12 protein-coding genes and 1 pseudogene are annotated in these 15,489 nt (G+C 40.7%); 5 read left to right on the top strand and 8 right to left on the bottom strand.

What is annotated here, in order from left to right; all coding sequences use genetic code 11:
• Positions 1 to 77: 77 nt before the first annotated feature.
• The 3 genes from AC6IZ0_RS14560 to AC6IZ0_RS14550 form a co-directional block, all read right to left on the bottom strand.
• Positions 78 to 1,115 carry an AI-2E family transporter gene (locus AC6IZ0_RS14560; protein ID WP_497723577.1) on the bottom strand — a complete coding sequence of 346 codons (1,038 nt, stop codon included), beginning with the start codon at positions 1,113 to 1,115 and terminating at the stop codon, positions 78 to 80.
• A gap of 94 nt (positions 1,116 to 1,209) precedes the next feature.
• On the bottom strand, positions 1,210 to 2,112 hold the full coding sequence (locus AC6IZ0_RS14555) for a YihY/virulence factor BrkB family protein (RefSeq protein WP_497723575.1): 903 nt from the start codon (positions 2,110 to 2,112) through the stop codon (positions 1,210 to 1,212).
• 71 nt (positions 2,113 to 2,183) lie between these two features.
• Positions 2,184 to 3,524 (bottom strand): mechanosensitive ion channel family protein, encoded by a 1,341-nt coding sequence (locus tag AC6IZ0_RS14550; RefSeq protein ID WP_497723573.1) that lies wholly within the window; start codon positions 3,522 to 3,524, stop codon positions 2,184 to 2,186.
• Between the two features lie 314 nt (positions 3,525 to 3,838).
• On the opposite strand from AC6IZ0_RS14550, the gene AC6IZ0_RS14545 reads away from it, so the two are divergent.
• Positions 3,839 to 4,771 (top strand): GUN4 domain-containing protein, encoded by a 933-nt coding sequence (locus tag AC6IZ0_RS14545; protein WP_497723572.1) that lies wholly within the window; start codon positions 3,839 to 3,841, stop codon positions 4,769 to 4,771.
• 199 nt (positions 4,772 to 4,970) lie between these two features.
• Here the strand turns inward: AC6IZ0_RS14545 and AC6IZ0_RS14540 are convergent, their stop codons facing one another.
• The 4 genes from AC6IZ0_RS14540 to AC6IZ0_RS14525 all read right to left on the bottom strand — a co-directional run bounded on the left by AC6IZ0_RS14540 (position 4,971) and on the right by AC6IZ0_RS14525 (position 8,636).
• The gene (locus AC6IZ0_RS14540) at positions 4,971 to 5,801 is read right to left on the bottom strand and encodes an Rpn family recombination-promoting nuclease/putative transposase (RefSeq protein ID WP_497723571.1); all 831 of its coding nucleotides are present in this window, start codon (positions 5,799 to 5,801) and stop codon (positions 4,971 to 4,973) included.
• Positions 5,802 to 5,909: 108 nt separating this feature from the next.
• Positions 5,910 to 6,758 (bottom strand): Rpn family recombination-promoting nuclease/putative transposase, encoded by an 849-nt coding sequence (locus AC6IZ0_RS14535; protein ID WP_497723570.1) that lies wholly within the window; start codon positions 6,756 to 6,758, stop codon positions 5,910 to 5,912.
• Between the two features lie 108 nt (positions 6,759 to 6,866).
• On the bottom strand, positions 6,867 to 7,667 hold the full coding sequence (locus AC6IZ0_RS14530; protein ID WP_497723568.1) for an Rpn family recombination-promoting nuclease/putative transposase: 801 nt from the start codon (positions 7,665 to 7,667) through the stop codon (positions 6,867 to 6,869).
• Positions 7,668 to 7,775: 108 nt separating this feature from the next.
• Complete coding sequence (locus AC6IZ0_RS14525) at positions 7,776 to 8,636, bottom strand: Rpn family recombination-promoting nuclease/putative transposase (RefSeq protein WP_497723566.1); 861 nt, start codon at positions 8,634 to 8,636, stop codon at positions 7,776 to 7,778.
• A 124-nt stretch (positions 8,637 to 8,760) separates the two neighbouring features.
• Between AC6IZ0_RS14525 and AC6IZ0_RS14520 the strand changes: the two are divergent.
• Both AC6IZ0_RS14520 and AC6IZ0_RS14515 read left to right on the top strand, forming a co-directional pair.
• Positions 8,761 to 9,934: pseudogene (locus AC6IZ0_RS14520) on the top strand (class I SAM-dependent methyltransferase).
• 330 nt (positions 9,935 to 10,264) lie between these two features.
• On the top strand, positions 10,265 to 11,143 hold the full coding sequence (locus AC6IZ0_RS14515; protein WP_497723564.1) for an NAD(P)-dependent oxidoreductase: 879 nt from the start codon (positions 10,265 to 10,267) through the stop codon (positions 11,141 to 11,143).
• A 9-nt stretch (positions 11,144 to 11,152) separates the two neighbouring features.
• Here the strand turns inward: AC6IZ0_RS14515 and AC6IZ0_RS14510 are convergent, their stop codons facing one another.
• A complete protein-coding gene (locus AC6IZ0_RS14510; protein ID WP_497723563.1) occupies positions 11,153 to 14,263 on the bottom strand; it encodes an MFS transporter in 3,111 nt (1,036 codons plus the stop codon).
• Between the two features lie 611 nt (positions 14,264 to 14,874).
• On the opposite strand from AC6IZ0_RS14510, the gene AC6IZ0_RS14505 reads away from it, so the two are divergent.
• Both AC6IZ0_RS14505 and AC6IZ0_RS14500 read left to right on the top strand, forming a co-directional pair.
• On the top strand, positions 14,875 to 15,087 hold the full coding sequence (locus AC6IZ0_RS14505; RefSeq protein ID WP_271731397.1) for a chlorophyll a-b binding domain-containing protein: 213 nt from the start codon (positions 14,875 to 14,877) through the stop codon (positions 15,085 to 15,087).
• A 43-nt stretch (positions 15,088 to 15,130) separates the two neighbouring features.
• On the top strand, positions 15,131 to 15,349 hold the full coding sequence (locus AC6IZ0_RS14500; RefSeq protein ID WP_271731399.1) for a chlorophyll a/b-binding protein: 219 nt from the start codon (positions 15,131 to 15,133) through the stop codon (positions 15,347 to 15,349).
• The last annotated feature ends 140 nt before the right edge of the window (positions 15,350 to 15,489 follow it).

Below are 15,489 nucleotides of genomic sequence, written 5' to 3'. Positions count from 1 at the left end.
CTGCCATTAAATATCTACTGATAGGTTTTACATATCAAGTAGAATACATTAAGACTAACAAACTTAATAAAACTTCATTAACTTCCTCCCTGCATTTCTTCAATATTAAACATACTAATTAATACTCCAGCGATAGGAATTGACAGAAAAATCCCTACTAAACCTGCTACTGTGGCTCCTACTAAAAGAGCAAAGAACATGAAAACTGGATTCATATTGATTGAGCCTTGCATAATGCGCGGCATAAGTAAATTTTCTTCTATTTGCTGTAGGACAACACAGGCGATTAATACTTGCAGACTCAACCAAATGCCTTGAGGTAAAATAATCAGAGCAACTAGGGTAATACCAATTGTAGCGCCAATTCCCGGAATTAAATCAAACACTCCGGCGATCGCCGCTAAAAATAGGGCATAAGGTAGTTGGAGGAAAATAAATACTAAAAATGCGGAAACACCGAAAAATAAAGATAGCAACAAACGCCCCCAAAAAAATCCTAAGAAATTTTGCTGGATAGCAGTAGTCAGGTGATGACCAATATTTTGCGGGAATATTTTAATGATAAAATTCCAAACCCTTTCACCATCTAACAACATAAAAAAAGCAACAACTACAACCAAAATTAAATCAACTAAGTTAGTTAATAGCCATTGAAAAGTTGCCCACCCTGTACCAATACCTGATAAAATCTGATTGCGTAACTCCTGTTCTATTACTTCAAAATTCACCTGAAAATTAAATCTAATGAGGATATTTTGTAAGGTATCTAATAGAGAAATAGCATACTCAATGAATTGAGGTGCTTGTTCAAGTAATTCTTGAAATTGAGATAAGACAGAAAAACCCAGAGTTGCTATCAAACCACCCAAAATAAATAGACTGAGTAAAAAAACCACAATAACTGCGATACCATGTGGTAGAAACCGCTCAGACCACTTCACAGGATAATTCAGCAAAAATGCTAAAATTCCAGCGAAGATAAAAATGACAATCACCGTAGAAAAATAAGCTAAAACCTGCACAATTGCCCAACCAAGAACCAATAATAATAGATAGCGAATCAACTTGCTATTACTGAGGTTTTGCCAAAACATTCGGATACTAAAATCATTCATATTTACAAATTATTCTTATATAATAATTTTGATAATTGTGTTAAATAATTGTAGATAATCACATCTACCTATAGAGAAGAGTTTGCGGGTTAAATCACCGGTTATCGTGTTGTTGTGGTGATATTTTCACAGCATATTCAGAAGGAACAATGGCAGATCCTCGCTGTTTGGCGTAAACCTTGGTAAATTCCGCCCCTAAAAACAAAATGTGAGCAGCATAAAAAATCCAAGTAATCACAATTACAAAAGAACCAGCCACCCCATAAGCAGAACCAAAATCAGTGCGACCAAGAAACAGTCCAAATAAATACTGTCCTACTAAAAACAGCAGTGCAGTGATTAAAGCACCAACAATAGTATCACGCCAGGCAATGTCGGCATCTGGGAGTATACTATACATCATTGTAAATATTAATGTAGTACCTCCAAAAGTAATCAATAAACTAAGGAATTGGGATATATAACCCAAACCGGGAAATAATTGATTAAAAAATGTGACTAAACTTGTCAAAATTGCATTGGCTATAAAAAATAATATTAAAAGCAAGGCAATTACTAGGACCATTAAAAAACATAATAACCGTTTGCGCAACAGGTGAAAAATCTTACGTCTTGGTGCTGGCTTAACTTCCCAAATTCTATCTAGTGCTGTTTGAATTTGTGTAAATACGCCGGTAGCTCCAAAGAGTAAAAAAACGAGATTAAAAAAGACGGTAAAAGTTAGTTGTCTATAATCCACTTTCAGATTAGCAATAGCAGTAGAGATTAATTCTGCGCCCTGCTGACCAAAAAGTTCTCTCAATCGATTAACTACCTCTTCTTGAACCACAGCTTCCCCAAAAATTGCACCGACAATCATAATCACTAGTCCTAAAAGTGGTGCTAGAGAAAATACTGCATAATATGCTAGTGATGAAGCTAACAGAGAGACTTCGTTAGCTTGCCACTCAGCGGCAATTTCTCGCAGTAATCGGCGAATTTTCCTCAAAGTTACCATAATCAATCAATGTTAAATCAAGTGGAATCAATAGGAATATACAGAACCTTGCAGGTAATGGTAATTGGTTTCTATGGTTTTTGCTGGGAAATAGTTAAAATATCATTAAATTTTAACGTGTAAATATCTGTAGGCATATTAATTTCAGCCTCTTCTAAGGCTTCTTTAATTGCTTGAGCCATTAAAGAAGTAGCTTCTAAAAATGGTAACCGCCGAGAATTGACCCAGCAACGCACCTCGATATTGACTGTACTAGGAGCTAATTGACGGACTAAAATATCTGGCTTGGGTTCTTTTTCAATTTCAGGAACTGACAAAACAGCATCATTAATAACTTGTTTAGCCTTAGTAATATCTGCTTTATAGTCTATACCAAAGGTAATAGAATTACGGCGAATATTTGAGGCAGTATTATTAATAATAATGGCACTAAAGACTTCTTGATTGGGAATGTAAACCACACGCCCGTCATAAGTTTTTACAGTTGTAGCTCGTAGTTGAATTTGGGTAACAGTCCCTTCAAAGTCGCGAATAACTATCTGATCTCCTAAACGAAAGGGACGAGATACCAGCAATACAATACCGGAAAAATAATTACTCAATATATCCTTGAGACTAAAACCTATAGCTACACTGGTTAATCCTAAAGTTCCTAGTAAGGTGGCGAAGTCTAATCCTAAAACTCCTAAAGCGACAATTGCGCCTATGACCCAAACTAAGCCATAGACCAAACGACTAACCAAGATTTTAGAATTGCGGTCTACCTCCCAATGTTGCGCCCCGGTAAGGGTGACGTGGCGCATACTAGCTGCTATTAACCCGGTAGTAATGACTACTAATAGCATTCCTAGAAAAGAGGGTAAATTGTCGATAGTCTCTTGCTGAAACTTCCTCAGAGTAGAGAATAGTCTTTGTCCAACATCAATTACTAGTGGGGGTTGCTCAAAAGCCTGATTTAACTGCTTTGCCCACCATTGCCCTAATGTTTCCACATCTAAGTTAAAATCTTCAGCATCCTGTCGAGTTACAGTCATGACAACCCGGTTATTCAGCTGTAATGTAGCAATACCACGTTGGGGATCTGGTACTAGGGAAACTTGGCTATCAGTTTGGCTGCGTACTAAAATACTAGCAATGCGGCGGTTGATAATCTCCGCGCGTTGAGTAGCGCTGAGTTCTCCTAAGCTACCCACTTGAAACACGGGTTTTCCCCTAACGACTATATCGGCGAAAAACAGCCCAGTTGTAGGGGTTTGTTCGGGTTGAGATGGCTGGGATATCACAGGTGTAGGGGAGATTTCCTGTGCTAGCCCCCTTTGTGTAGGTAAAATCACACCCAAAAAGAAGATCACAACTAGGAACTGACGGGAGCCAGATCTGCTATTACCTTTGGGAAACAAACTCACCATCATCTTTAATCAACTAATATTGCCAGTAAATAAATTTACCCTTATTCACCTCAGATTCTGGGGTACTCCCCCCACAATCAATGATTTTAAGTTACTTATGTTTTTGAGATGATAAAAAATGTGACACTGGTGTATTTGTCAAATATATCTGATTTTTCTGACAATAGCCAGAGCGATCGCCTGACATTCAATAGTGATTTTTATCTCTCTCAAGTATGAAATTAACTTACTACTGGTTCTATACTGTGAGGTACAGAATAATAAACGTATCTAACAATACCTAACTATGACCCAGATATGTTGTCTTAATCCCGAATGTGATAACCCCTCAGTTGTTAACAGGGATTCATCCTTGGGAATTATGGCGGGAGGATGGTTATGGATGGGTGAAACAATGGCGTAACTATGTCAAGCAAGCAGTAACTCTAGAATTAGGGCAAATTCTAGATAAGTTATTACATAAAGATGCACAATTTCGTTATCAGTCTGCTGAGGAAGTTTTACAAGATTTAAATTTGGTCAAAATACCTCCAACGGTAGCTGTAGAAAATCCACAAGTACCCATCCCCACACAAATAATCAAACCATCTCCCCCGCGGGGTCGGTTACAAATTGCGGGTTTAGTTTTGGGAGGGTTTCTGATAGTTTTAATCGGGGAACGTATATTTAGAAATAGTCCCACCCCAACACCAGAACCGATTGCAATACAAGAAACTCAACCCATAGCAGAACCTGCACCAGAACCGATTGCAATACAAGAAACTCAACCCATAGCAGAACCTGAACTAATATCATCTGTCGGTATGGACTATAGGAAACTACAAGATTTACTCGCTGCGGGAAGGTTAAAAGAAGCAAATGACGAAACAGTGAGAGTTATGTTAGTGGTAGCAAAGCGGCAAAAAGAGGGTGTATTAGATGCTCAAAGTGTTGATAATTTACTCTGTAAAGACCTGAAGACTATTGATAAATTGTGGGTAAAATACAGCAGGGGAAGGTTTGGTTTTTCTGTGCAAAAGCAAATTTATCAAAGTTTGGGGGGAACAAGAAAGTTCAACGCAATCATTACAGAAGCTTTTGGAGACAAAATAGCATGGAGGAAAGAAGAAAAATGGAAAAGTTATAGTGAGCTTACTTTTGATAAAATAGCGCCACGAGGACATCTTCCATCTGATAGGTCACCAGGAGGCTTTCGTTGGGGATTGACGAGAGGTGTTCTTTTTGACCGTATGGAGACTTGTAAGATTTAAATATCAATTGGTTTCCAGCAAAGTCGCACAGACGCGAAGGAAAAGAGAATACCCAGAGCGATCGCCCAACAGCAAATATTGATTTTTTTCATTCTTCCATATCTCTTGAAGTATGAAATTAAATCTCCTATAATACGCGCCCTTTTTAGATGGGAAGAATTCTTATTGCTGAGGTTTGGGAAAGTCAAATATGGGGGGTTTATGTCTTACTGGTATTATCCTCTACAGCAAGGCGGACAGCTTCTACTTTAACATTGAGTTCTTGGGCAATCTGTTCTACACTCATACCTGTTTTTAATAGTAGGGGAACTGTAACTTTGAGTATTTCAGCTTCCCTTTGTTCGCGACCCTCTTCGCGACCTTCTTCGCGACCCTCTGCTTTAGCTTCTTGATAAACTCTGGTTTGTTCTAATGTCAGTCCTAGCATCGCTTCCACTTCCTCTCTACTCAATGCAGAAAACTTGTAAACAGCAATTGTGGTAATAATATCTATGATTTCAGTTTTCGCTAGTGTCTGGCTTATCTCTAATTCTACCCTCTCTAGTAATTGTTTTGCTTGTGTGGCCATTCTCTCCTCTGAGGCGATCGCCAACTGCATTAAATTAATACCTATTGACAGGGTATTGGGAGATCCTAACTCATCTAGATAAATTCGCTGTACCTGGTCACTATTTAATAAAGTCCGATGGGTTCTAGTATCCCTTGGTTCTAAACTACGTGAGGGGAAGATCACTACACCATACCAGTCGTCATATTCAGACTGATTCCGGTTCAAATACATCAGTGACTCGGTAAAAAAACGATGGTAAAGACCTTCATCTTTCTGAAATTGCACCTCGGCGAAAAATATTATCCTTGGTTTTGCGCCTTCTGGCGGTAAAAACACCCCATCAATGCGAAATGTTGTTTCTTTCACCTCCACTGACTCAAATCGATATTTATCTGCTTGTTGCGGAGACTGATTAATTAGTTCAAAAATTAACCCCGGACTGCGCTTGAAAATTTGGTAATAAATCGAGTCACGTTTCACTAATATTTTTGAGGGATACTAAGTATTTTTGACTGCTGAAATAATTAATATAGCATTATTATGCTAAGTATATTAATCAATATCAAGACAGACATCAGTTAATCTCAATCACACTGTCTGATCCTGTACAGCAAGGCGGACAGCTTCTACTTTAACATTGAGTTCTTGGGCAATCTGTTCTACACTCATACCTGTCTTTAATAGTAGGGGAACTGTAACTTTGAGTATTTCAGCTTCCCTTTGTTCGCGACCTTCTTCGCGACCTTCTTCGCGACCCTCTTCGCGACCTTCTTGGCGACCCTCTGCTTTAGCTTCTTGATAAACTCTGGTTTGTTCTAATGTCAGTCCTAGCATCGCTTCCACTTCCTCTCTACTCAATGCAGAAAACTTGTAAACAGCAATTGTGGTAATAATATCTATGATTTCAGTTTTCGCTAGTGTCTGGCTTATCTCTAATTCTACCCTCTCTAGTAATTGTTTTGCTTGTGTGGCCATTCTCTCCTCTGAGGCGATCGCCAACTGCATTAAATTAATACCTATTGACAGGGTATTGGGAGATCCTAACTCATCTAGATAAATTCGCTGTACCTGGTCACTATTTAATAAAGTCCGATGGGTTCTAGTATCCCTTGGTTCTAAACTACGTGAGGGGAAGATCACTACACCATACCAGTCGTCATATTCAGACTGATTCCGGTTCAAATACATCAGTGACTCGGTAAAAAAACGATGGTAAAGACCTTCATCTTTCTGAAATTGCACCTCGGCGAAAAATATTATCCTTGGTTTTGCGCCTTCTGGCGGTAAAAACACCCCATCAATGCGAAATGTTGTTTCTTTCACCTCCACTGACTCAAATCGATATTTATCTGCTTGTTGCGGAGACTGATTAATTAGTTCAAAAATTAACCCCGGACTGCGCTTGAAAATTTGGTAATAAATCGAGTCACGTTTCACTAATATTTTTGAGGGATACTAAGTATTTTTGACTGCTGAAATAATTAATATAGCATTATTATGCTAAGTATATTAATCAATATCAAGACAGACATCAGTTAATCTCAATCACACTGTCTGATCCTCTACAGCAAGGCGGACAGCTTCTACTTTAACATTGAGTTCTTGGGCAATCTGTTCTACACTCATACCTGTCTTTAATAGTAGGGGAACTGTAACTTTGAGTATTTCAGCTTCCCTTTGTTCGCGACCTTCTGCTTTAGCTTCTTGATAAACTCTGGTTTGTTCTAATGTCAGTCCTAGCATCGCTTCCACTTCCTCTCTACTCAATGCAGAAAACTTGTAAACAGCAATTGTGGTAATAATATCTATGATTTCAGTTTTCGCTAGTGTCTGGCTTATCTCTAATTCTACCCTCTCTAGTAATTGTTTTGCTTGTGTGGCCATTCTCTCCTCTGAGGCGATCGCCAACTGCATTAAATTAATACCTATTGACAGGGTATTGGGAGATCCTAACTCATCTAGATAAATTCGCTGTACCTGGTCACTATTTAATAAAGTCCGATGGGTTCTAGTATCCCTTGGTTCTAAACTACGTGAGGGGAAGATCACTACACCATACCAGTCGTCATATTCAGACTGATTCCGGTTCAAATACATCAGTGACTCGGTAAAAAAACGATGGTAAAGACCTTCATCTTTCTGAAATTGCACCTCGGCGAAAAATATTATCCTTGGTTTTGCGCCTTCTGGCGGTAAAAACACCCCATCAATGCGAAATGTTGTTTCTTTCACCTCCACTGACTCAAATCGATATTTATCTGCTTGTTGCGGAGACTGATTAATTAGTTCAAAAATTAACCCCGGACTGCGCTTGAAAATTTGGTAATAAATCGAGTCACGTTTCACTAATATTTTTGAGGGATACTAAGTATTTTTGACTGCTGAAATAATTAATATAGCATTATTATGCTAAGTATATTAATCAATATCAAGACAGACATCAGTTAATCTCAATCACACTGTCTGATCCTGTACAGCAAGGCGGACAGCTTCTACTTTAACATTGAGTTCTTGGGCAATCTGTTCTACACTCATACCTGTCTTTAATAGTAGGGGAACTGTAACTTTGAGTATTTCAGCTTCCCTTTGTTCGCGACCTTCTTCGCGACCTTCTTCGCGACCCTCTTCGCGACCCTCTTCGCGACCCTCTTCGCGACCTTCTGCTTTAGCTTCTTGATAAACTCTGGTTTGTTCTAATGTCAGTCCTAGCATCGCTTCCACTTCCTCTCTACTCAATGCAGAAAACTTGTAAACAGCAATTGTGGTAATAATATCTATGATTTCAGTTTTCGCTAGTGTCTGGCTTATCTCTAATTCTACCCTCTCTAGTAGTTGTTTTGCTTGTGTGGCCATTCTCTCCTCTGAGGCGATCGCCAACTGCATTAAATTAATACCTATTGACAGGGTATTGGGAGATCCTAACTCATCTAGATAAATTCGCTGTACCTGGTCACTATTTAATAAAGTCCGATGGGTTCTAGTATCCCTTGGTTCTAAACTACGTGAGGGGAAGATCACTACACCATACCAGTCGTCATATTCAGACTGATTCCGGTTCAAATACATCAGTGACTCGGTAAAAAAACGATGGTAAAGACCTTCATCTTTCTGAAATTGCACCTCGGCGAAAAATATTATCCTTGGTTTTGCGCCTTCTGGCGGTAAAAACACCCCATCAATGCGAAATGTTGTTTCTTTCACCTCCACTGACTCAAATCGATATTTATCTGCTTGTTGCGGAGACTGATTAATTAGTTCAAAAATTAACCCCGGACTGCGCTTGAAAATTTGGTAATAAATCGAGTCACGTTTCACTAATATTTTTGAGGGATACTAAGTATTTTTGACTGCTGGGATGATGATTACTATAGCATCATTTCATTATCTGTTTTTGTCCTAACCTCCTTGGCGGTTGTCGTATCATGATCATATTTTGTCTATGACCTCTAACCCAGCATTGTGTACAACCATAGCTCATCGTATTACTACCAGTCCCCAAGGGCGAATTACTTTCGCTGAATACATGGATATGGCTTTATATCACCCCGAACACGGTTACTACTCCAGTCACGCTGTGAAAATTGGATTTGGGGGTAGTGATTTTTTCACCTCTCCTAGTCTGGGTAGTGACTTTGGGGAGCTATTGGCGGAACAATTTCGCCAGATGTGGGAAGTTTTAGGGCGTCCTGAGCCTTTTTCTTTGGTAGAAATGGGAGCAGGTCAAGGACTGTTGGGTTATGCATATCCTGAGCTACTCTCAGCTACATTATCCAGACTTTTTTAAGGCGCTAAAGTATATTATTGTGGAGAAGTCCCCAGGATTTCAGCAAGAACAACAGGAACGGTTACAAAACTTTCCTGTTCGTTGGTGTAATTTAGAAGATATCCCCACTGACTCGATAACTGGTTGCTTTTTTTCTAATGAATTGGTGGATGCTTTGCCAGTACATCAGTTTATTTTAGAAGCTGGGGAAATGCGAGAAATTTATGTCACTACCCACAAAGATAAGTCTGAAACTTGGTTTATAGAGGTGACTGGCGAAGTTTCTACACCCCTACTGCAAGAATACTTAAACTTGATAGAAATTGATTTGACTCATCCTAGTTATGAGGATGGTTATCGTAGTGAAATTAATTTGGCTGCTGGTGAGTGGTTAGGTATAGTAGCCGACCGCTTGCATCGCGGGTATGTGTTAACAATTGATTATGGCTACCCCGCTCATCGTTATTATCATTCCCGGCGATCGCAAGGAACCTTACAATGTTATTACAACCATCGCCACCACAACAACCCCTATATCAACATTGGTCAGCAAGATATTACCGCTCATGTTGATTTTACTGCTTTGGAACGATGGGGCGATCGCTTTGGTTTAGAGAAAATAGGATTTATCCAGCAGGGTTTATTTTTAATGTCCTTGGGTTTAGGCCAGCGCATTGCTGCTATTTCTCATCAAGAAATTCCCCTCTCACAACTATTGCAAAGGCGCGAAGCATTACACCAGCTCATAGACCCATCAGGGCTAGGTAGCTTTGGAGTTTTAATTCAAAGCAAAGGACTCCAGCCTACAGAAATAGGTCAGCCACTCACAGGGTTAACTGTGCCGGAGTAAAATAGAGGAAAGTTAAGACTCTCTTTAAGAATGCGATCTTGTCCTGATATAGATTAGCATAAAATTGACTACTGTGCAGACCCAGGTAACAGGAAAGTATTAATTATGACCGCTCATGAACTCTTGTTATTGATAACACTACTTAGCCCAGGCATCTTGCTGTCGGTGATTATAATGGTCACCTTTGCGGCTGGGGGCTGATTGTTCTTCACTCATTAGGGAACAGTTATTTCTGGACAGTGATAACTGTTCAACAATCTTACAATCAGACCATGGAAACGCGATATTTAGGACTGGCTACACCCAAGCTGTACCAAAGGAAAGTAAAAAATGAAGGTGGCATTTCTGGGAACTGGACTTATGGGATTACCGATGGCTCAACGGTTGTTAGCAGCCAACATAGAGCTAGTGGCCTACAACCGCACCCCAGAAAAATTAGCTCCACTACAGGCAGCTGGTGCGGAAATTGTAACACATCCTCGTCAAGCAATTCGTGCTGCTGATTACATTATTCTCATGTTGACTAATGCCGCAGCAATTTATCATGTTTTGCTTTCAGATACTGCTTGGCGCACTCTAGAAGGGCGGACTGTGATTCAGATGGGGACTATTACCCCCATAGAAAGCCAAGAAATCAGAGATGCGGTCATTGGTGGCGGTGGCGAGTATATAGAAGCTCCAGTATTAGGTAGTATTCCAGAAGCAAAAGCTGGTAAGCTGATTGTCATGGTAGGTGCAGAACAAAGACAATATCAACGGGATTTAAAGTTACTGCAAAACTTTGGTTCAGATCCTGTATTTGTCGGTCCCGTAGGCTCCGCTGCTGGGTTGAAGTTAGCACTAAATCAACTCATTGCTTCCCTAACCACTGGCTTTGCTCTGAGTCTGGCGTTTGTCGAGCGTCAAGGTATTGACATAGATTTATTTATGCAAATCCTGCGCGAAAGTTCACTTTATGCGCCTACTTTTGACAAGAAACTCAGACGGATGCTAGACGGCGATTATACCAATCCCAATTTCCCCACAAAACACCTGCTCAAAGATACAGATTTGTTTATCTCAGCAGCAAAATCACTGGGTTTGGATCTCGCCAGTATTGAATCTGTGCGGCAAATTTTGCAAACGGCGATGAAAATGTCATTTGCTAATGACGACTACTCGTCAATATTTTCTGCCATTAATCAATGGGGAGAAGCAAGTGGCGAATAATCCCTTAACCTAAATTATAACCACAGCGATCGCTCCTCCTAATGCAGCAAATACAGCTGATACAAATGCCGTAGCAAATAACCACCAAGAAGCTGTAGCAGCGGCTTTGCGGGTTTCTTCTGCTTGTCTTTGTGCTTGATATTTTAACTCTTCTAGACGGCGTTGGCTTTCCTGCTGTAGCCTTTCAGCACGTTGCAGTACGGTGTTGCGTACCCGCTCAATCTGGTGAATAATGGCGTTGGCATCAGCTTCAGAAATATCCTCACGGGAACTTATAATCGCCACCAAGGTGTCCCGGTCACAAGCAGACAGGCGACGGCGTAACGCTTCAAACCCAGCCGGTGGATCATCAAATAACCTGCGGATATCGCGCTTGATGCCATCATAATTCAATTCTGGGCGCTCTAAGGAATTGAGATAGTTACGGAGCCGGGCAAAAATCCCTTCTATCACATCTTGAATCCCCCTTTGAATACCATGTACTTGTTCTACAAATTGATCCCGCACGGAGACGATATGATCAGCAATTCTGGCTGCTTCTTCATCAGTCATATCTTCCCGAATTTTTAGCAAAGCCATGACTGTGGAACGGTCAAAATGAGCCAGGCGATCGCCCAGGGTTTCCATTCCCACTCCCGGATCATGCAATAATAATTGTAGGTCACGCTTAATAGCTTCTGGGTTAAGTTCCTCCTTACCAGTTTGCCGCAAATACTCTGACAGATAAGCTTGAAATGTTGTCATTCTTTGCTGGGTGCGGGTAGCCAGACGACGGGGCGCGCGTACAATATTACGAATGGAAGTTTGCACAGAATTAATCACTTCATTGACTTGTTCTGCACTCAGGTCTGGCCGTTGACTGAGTAACTGAACTAAAGTATCCCGGTCTACCTGAGACAAACGCCGGCGCAAGGCTACAACTCCCTCTCTAGGGTTGTAAAATAGTCTGTTAAAATCGCGTTGAATGCCTTCAGGGTTTAATTCTTCTTTACCAGTATGACGTAAATAATCAGCGATAGTAGCTATTACTGAGTCGTACTGTTCCTTCCAAGCTTGAGGTGTATGGCGGATATTGTGCCAGGACTCTTCTACAGTGTCAATAATTTGATTAACTTGCTGTGGACTCAAATCTTGGCGCTGACTGAGTAAGCTAACTAAGGTATCTCGGTCAAAGCGAGCTAATCGCGCCCCCATAGCAATGATTCCCGACTGGGGGTCTTCTAGCAGCTTTTGCACATCAGCGCGAATCCCATCAGGGTTTAACTCCGCTTTGCTAGTATTACGCAGATACGATTCTAAATTTAACCATAAAGTTTCCGCGTGATGTTTGGCTTGTTCCGCCAACCCTTGAGATTGTACCAAGACCTGATGGCGCTGATTTTCTAATTCATTGAGAATCGGGTTGACTTCTTCTGTGGGAATATCATTTCGTGCTAGCAATATCTCCCGCATTTCTTGGCGGTCTAATTCTGAGAGTCGTAGCGAGAGAGTTTCGTAATCTACCTGTGGATCTGCTAATAATGGTTTAAAGTGCTGCTCAAGTCCTTGTGGAGTTAATTCTGCTTTATTGGTAACAAGTAAGTAACTTTCTATTCGGCGTTGTAGGTCTTGTGTAATCTCCCTTTCTTCCGCATCCCTGACTATAACTAATACCTGTTGGCGGACAGTTTCTAGCTGGTCAGTAATACCCTGGATTTGTTCTTGGGTGAGTATCCCCCGTTCCTGGAGAGTACGGGCAAAATCCTGGCGAGAAAGTCTCTCTAGTTCCCTTTTGACTATACCAGGGTCTGCCTCTGGGTCATAGATGACATGACGAAATTCTTCAGCAATTCTCTCAGGACTGAATTGCCAAGCATAGGTATTTAGTAGGTAGTTTTCCACATCAGCTCTAATGGGACTATAGGGTTCTGATGGTATGGGCAACCCCAGTTGATCAGCTTGTGCAGTGAGTTTCTCCTTAGCAGTGGTGAGCGATCGCCAAATTCTTTCTACATCTATATCTGATAAATCTGCCCTTCCCAACACAATACCAGTCAGTGCAGTGATTATTTGTTGTAAAGTTTGTTGCATCCAACCTGGTTTTTCTGTTCTTGATGCTGTTTCCTGAGCAGTCCGGATTTCTGCTATTAACCGATCTAATTTGGCGTTGATCTCATCTGTCTTCCCTTGTCCCGGGGGGAGTGACTGCAAATAGTTAACTAACTCAGCTAAATTGTCTTGGATGGGTTTTTGCTGACTAACTACCTGCTGCCAAACTTTGTATAGTGTATCACTGATCCGTTTAACCTCTCTGGGAGAAAAGTCGGTACGACTGCTGACTAAATCCCTAAACCTTTGGCGGTCAATGTTCCGGAGGTCTGGACTGGATGCGATGGCTTGCAATTGTGGATCTTTGAGTAAATTTTCAAAATCCCTGCGAATGTGGGATATATCCCATTCTGGGGGGCGGATCTGTTCTAGGTAATCTTCTATATTTTCCCGAATACTAAGGGGGTCAACAGCATTCCCTAATTCCCGACCCACAGCAGCAGCAGCAGCTTCGGCTGTTGCTACGACTTGTTGATTCACCGCCTTTGCACCCAATGCAGCCGAAGCAGTCCCCATAATCGCCTGAAAACCTGAAGTTGCTGAATTGACGACCGAACCAACTAAGGAACCCACAGTGGTCGAACTTACCCACACCAGCAGCAAAAAGTATGCTCCCCAAATAACTAATCCCAGAATTGCGCCCAGCCTGGCATCTAATACCAGTAAACTTAATTTAACCGCGAGGAAGCAAGCGATTAATAAAGCGATGGTAACAGTAACTAATGTCCATAACCCCAATGCTGTACCAATTTTGCGAATGCTACCACCGAAACTTCCCACTTCCCCAGCCAGTGCATCTGAGTCAGATGGCCGCCCCAAGTAGGAAATACCAGCGGCGACGGAGAGGTTAGTTAACAGTAATTGGAAGGCAAAAGCTAGGATCACACCGGAGATTAAAGCGACAAAAAAGCGCGGACCCGAATTGATCACTGATGCTTGGGCTGGGGTGATAGCAGTGGGAACTACGGGAGTCTGTGCTACCCATAATAGTGGCTTGTAAACCTCCAGGATGTTTTCTGTAAATTGAAACATTATATTTCCTTCTTATAAATTGCAATGTCGGGAGGATGAGGAATTTCATGAGCAGGAATTAAACATCTATTTCTTGGGTGTATCTATGGCAATACTGATTTTTTTCCACTTTTAGGATCGTGGAATTTAGCCATTTTATGCATCTCTCTCAAGTTATAAAAATCTATCTATACCTAGGTGTAAGTTTGATGATTTAACTTTTAAGATTTTTCTGAAGCTACAAGGCATAATATGAAAATATAGCCTGAAAAATGCTATGATTTCAGAGTTGAATTTTGGTAATTTATTGGCTGAAATTACCCAGAAAATTAGCTTTTTATGATGACAATTAGGATTTCTACCTGGCAGCCATACCTGGCAAGAGTTTGATGTATAAATCAATTATAAATACTGAATTATTATGCTTGAGAAATTATTAATTTACATTTATTAATTTACATTTATTTATGCTGAGGATTTTCATCACCCCCTCAAGGTGGATATGCCCAGAATTATAACTTTCTGATAATCCTCCGCAAGAGGTGTGTGTAGTTTGTACCTACAGAGGGAAAGCAACTTACTGATAAACAGCTAAATTAAGGTTAAGCAATAAATAATTTTGGATAAGAAAAATGGAAACTCGAGAGACGCGTTCTTCCACAAATCTACCACCGGTGGCGGTGGAATACAATGGCAGAGATAGGAATGCATTTCTATTTGGCTGGACTCCTCAAGCCGAAATCTGGAATGGTCGCTTTGCAATGATTGGCTTTCTGGCCTATTTAGCTTGGGATGTAGCGGGATATAGTGTTCTACGGGATGTACTACATCTGGTTGGTCGTTAACCATGAAAAAATTAACAATTTAGTTGGATTTGGGAGTAAAAACATGGAAACTAAAGAACCACGTCGTTCTACAGATTTACCACCAGTAGCTACAGCTTATAACGGTGTTGACCGCAACGCTTTTCTTTTTGGTTGGAACCCTCAAGCAGAACTATGGAATGGCCGCTTGGCAATGATTGGCTTTCTGGCTTACCTAATTTGGGATTTAGCTGGATACAGCGTTTTACGGGACGTACTCCACATTATGAGATATTCGTCTTGAAAATCCTAGGACTAAGTCGAGAGTAGTTACTAATTCCCAAATAAACATTGACGTTCTTAACTCTTCAATAATACAAATCAAAATTAAAAAGGCGGTACCCAAACTGGTAACCGCCTTTTTGATAACTTGCTCACCCATGG

This window comes from Anabaenopsis sp. NIES-4685, from assembly GCF_059725405.1.
The sequence above is the reverse complement of the archived record's forward strand: the minus strand, read 5'-3'. Positions and strand labels throughout refer to the sequence as shown.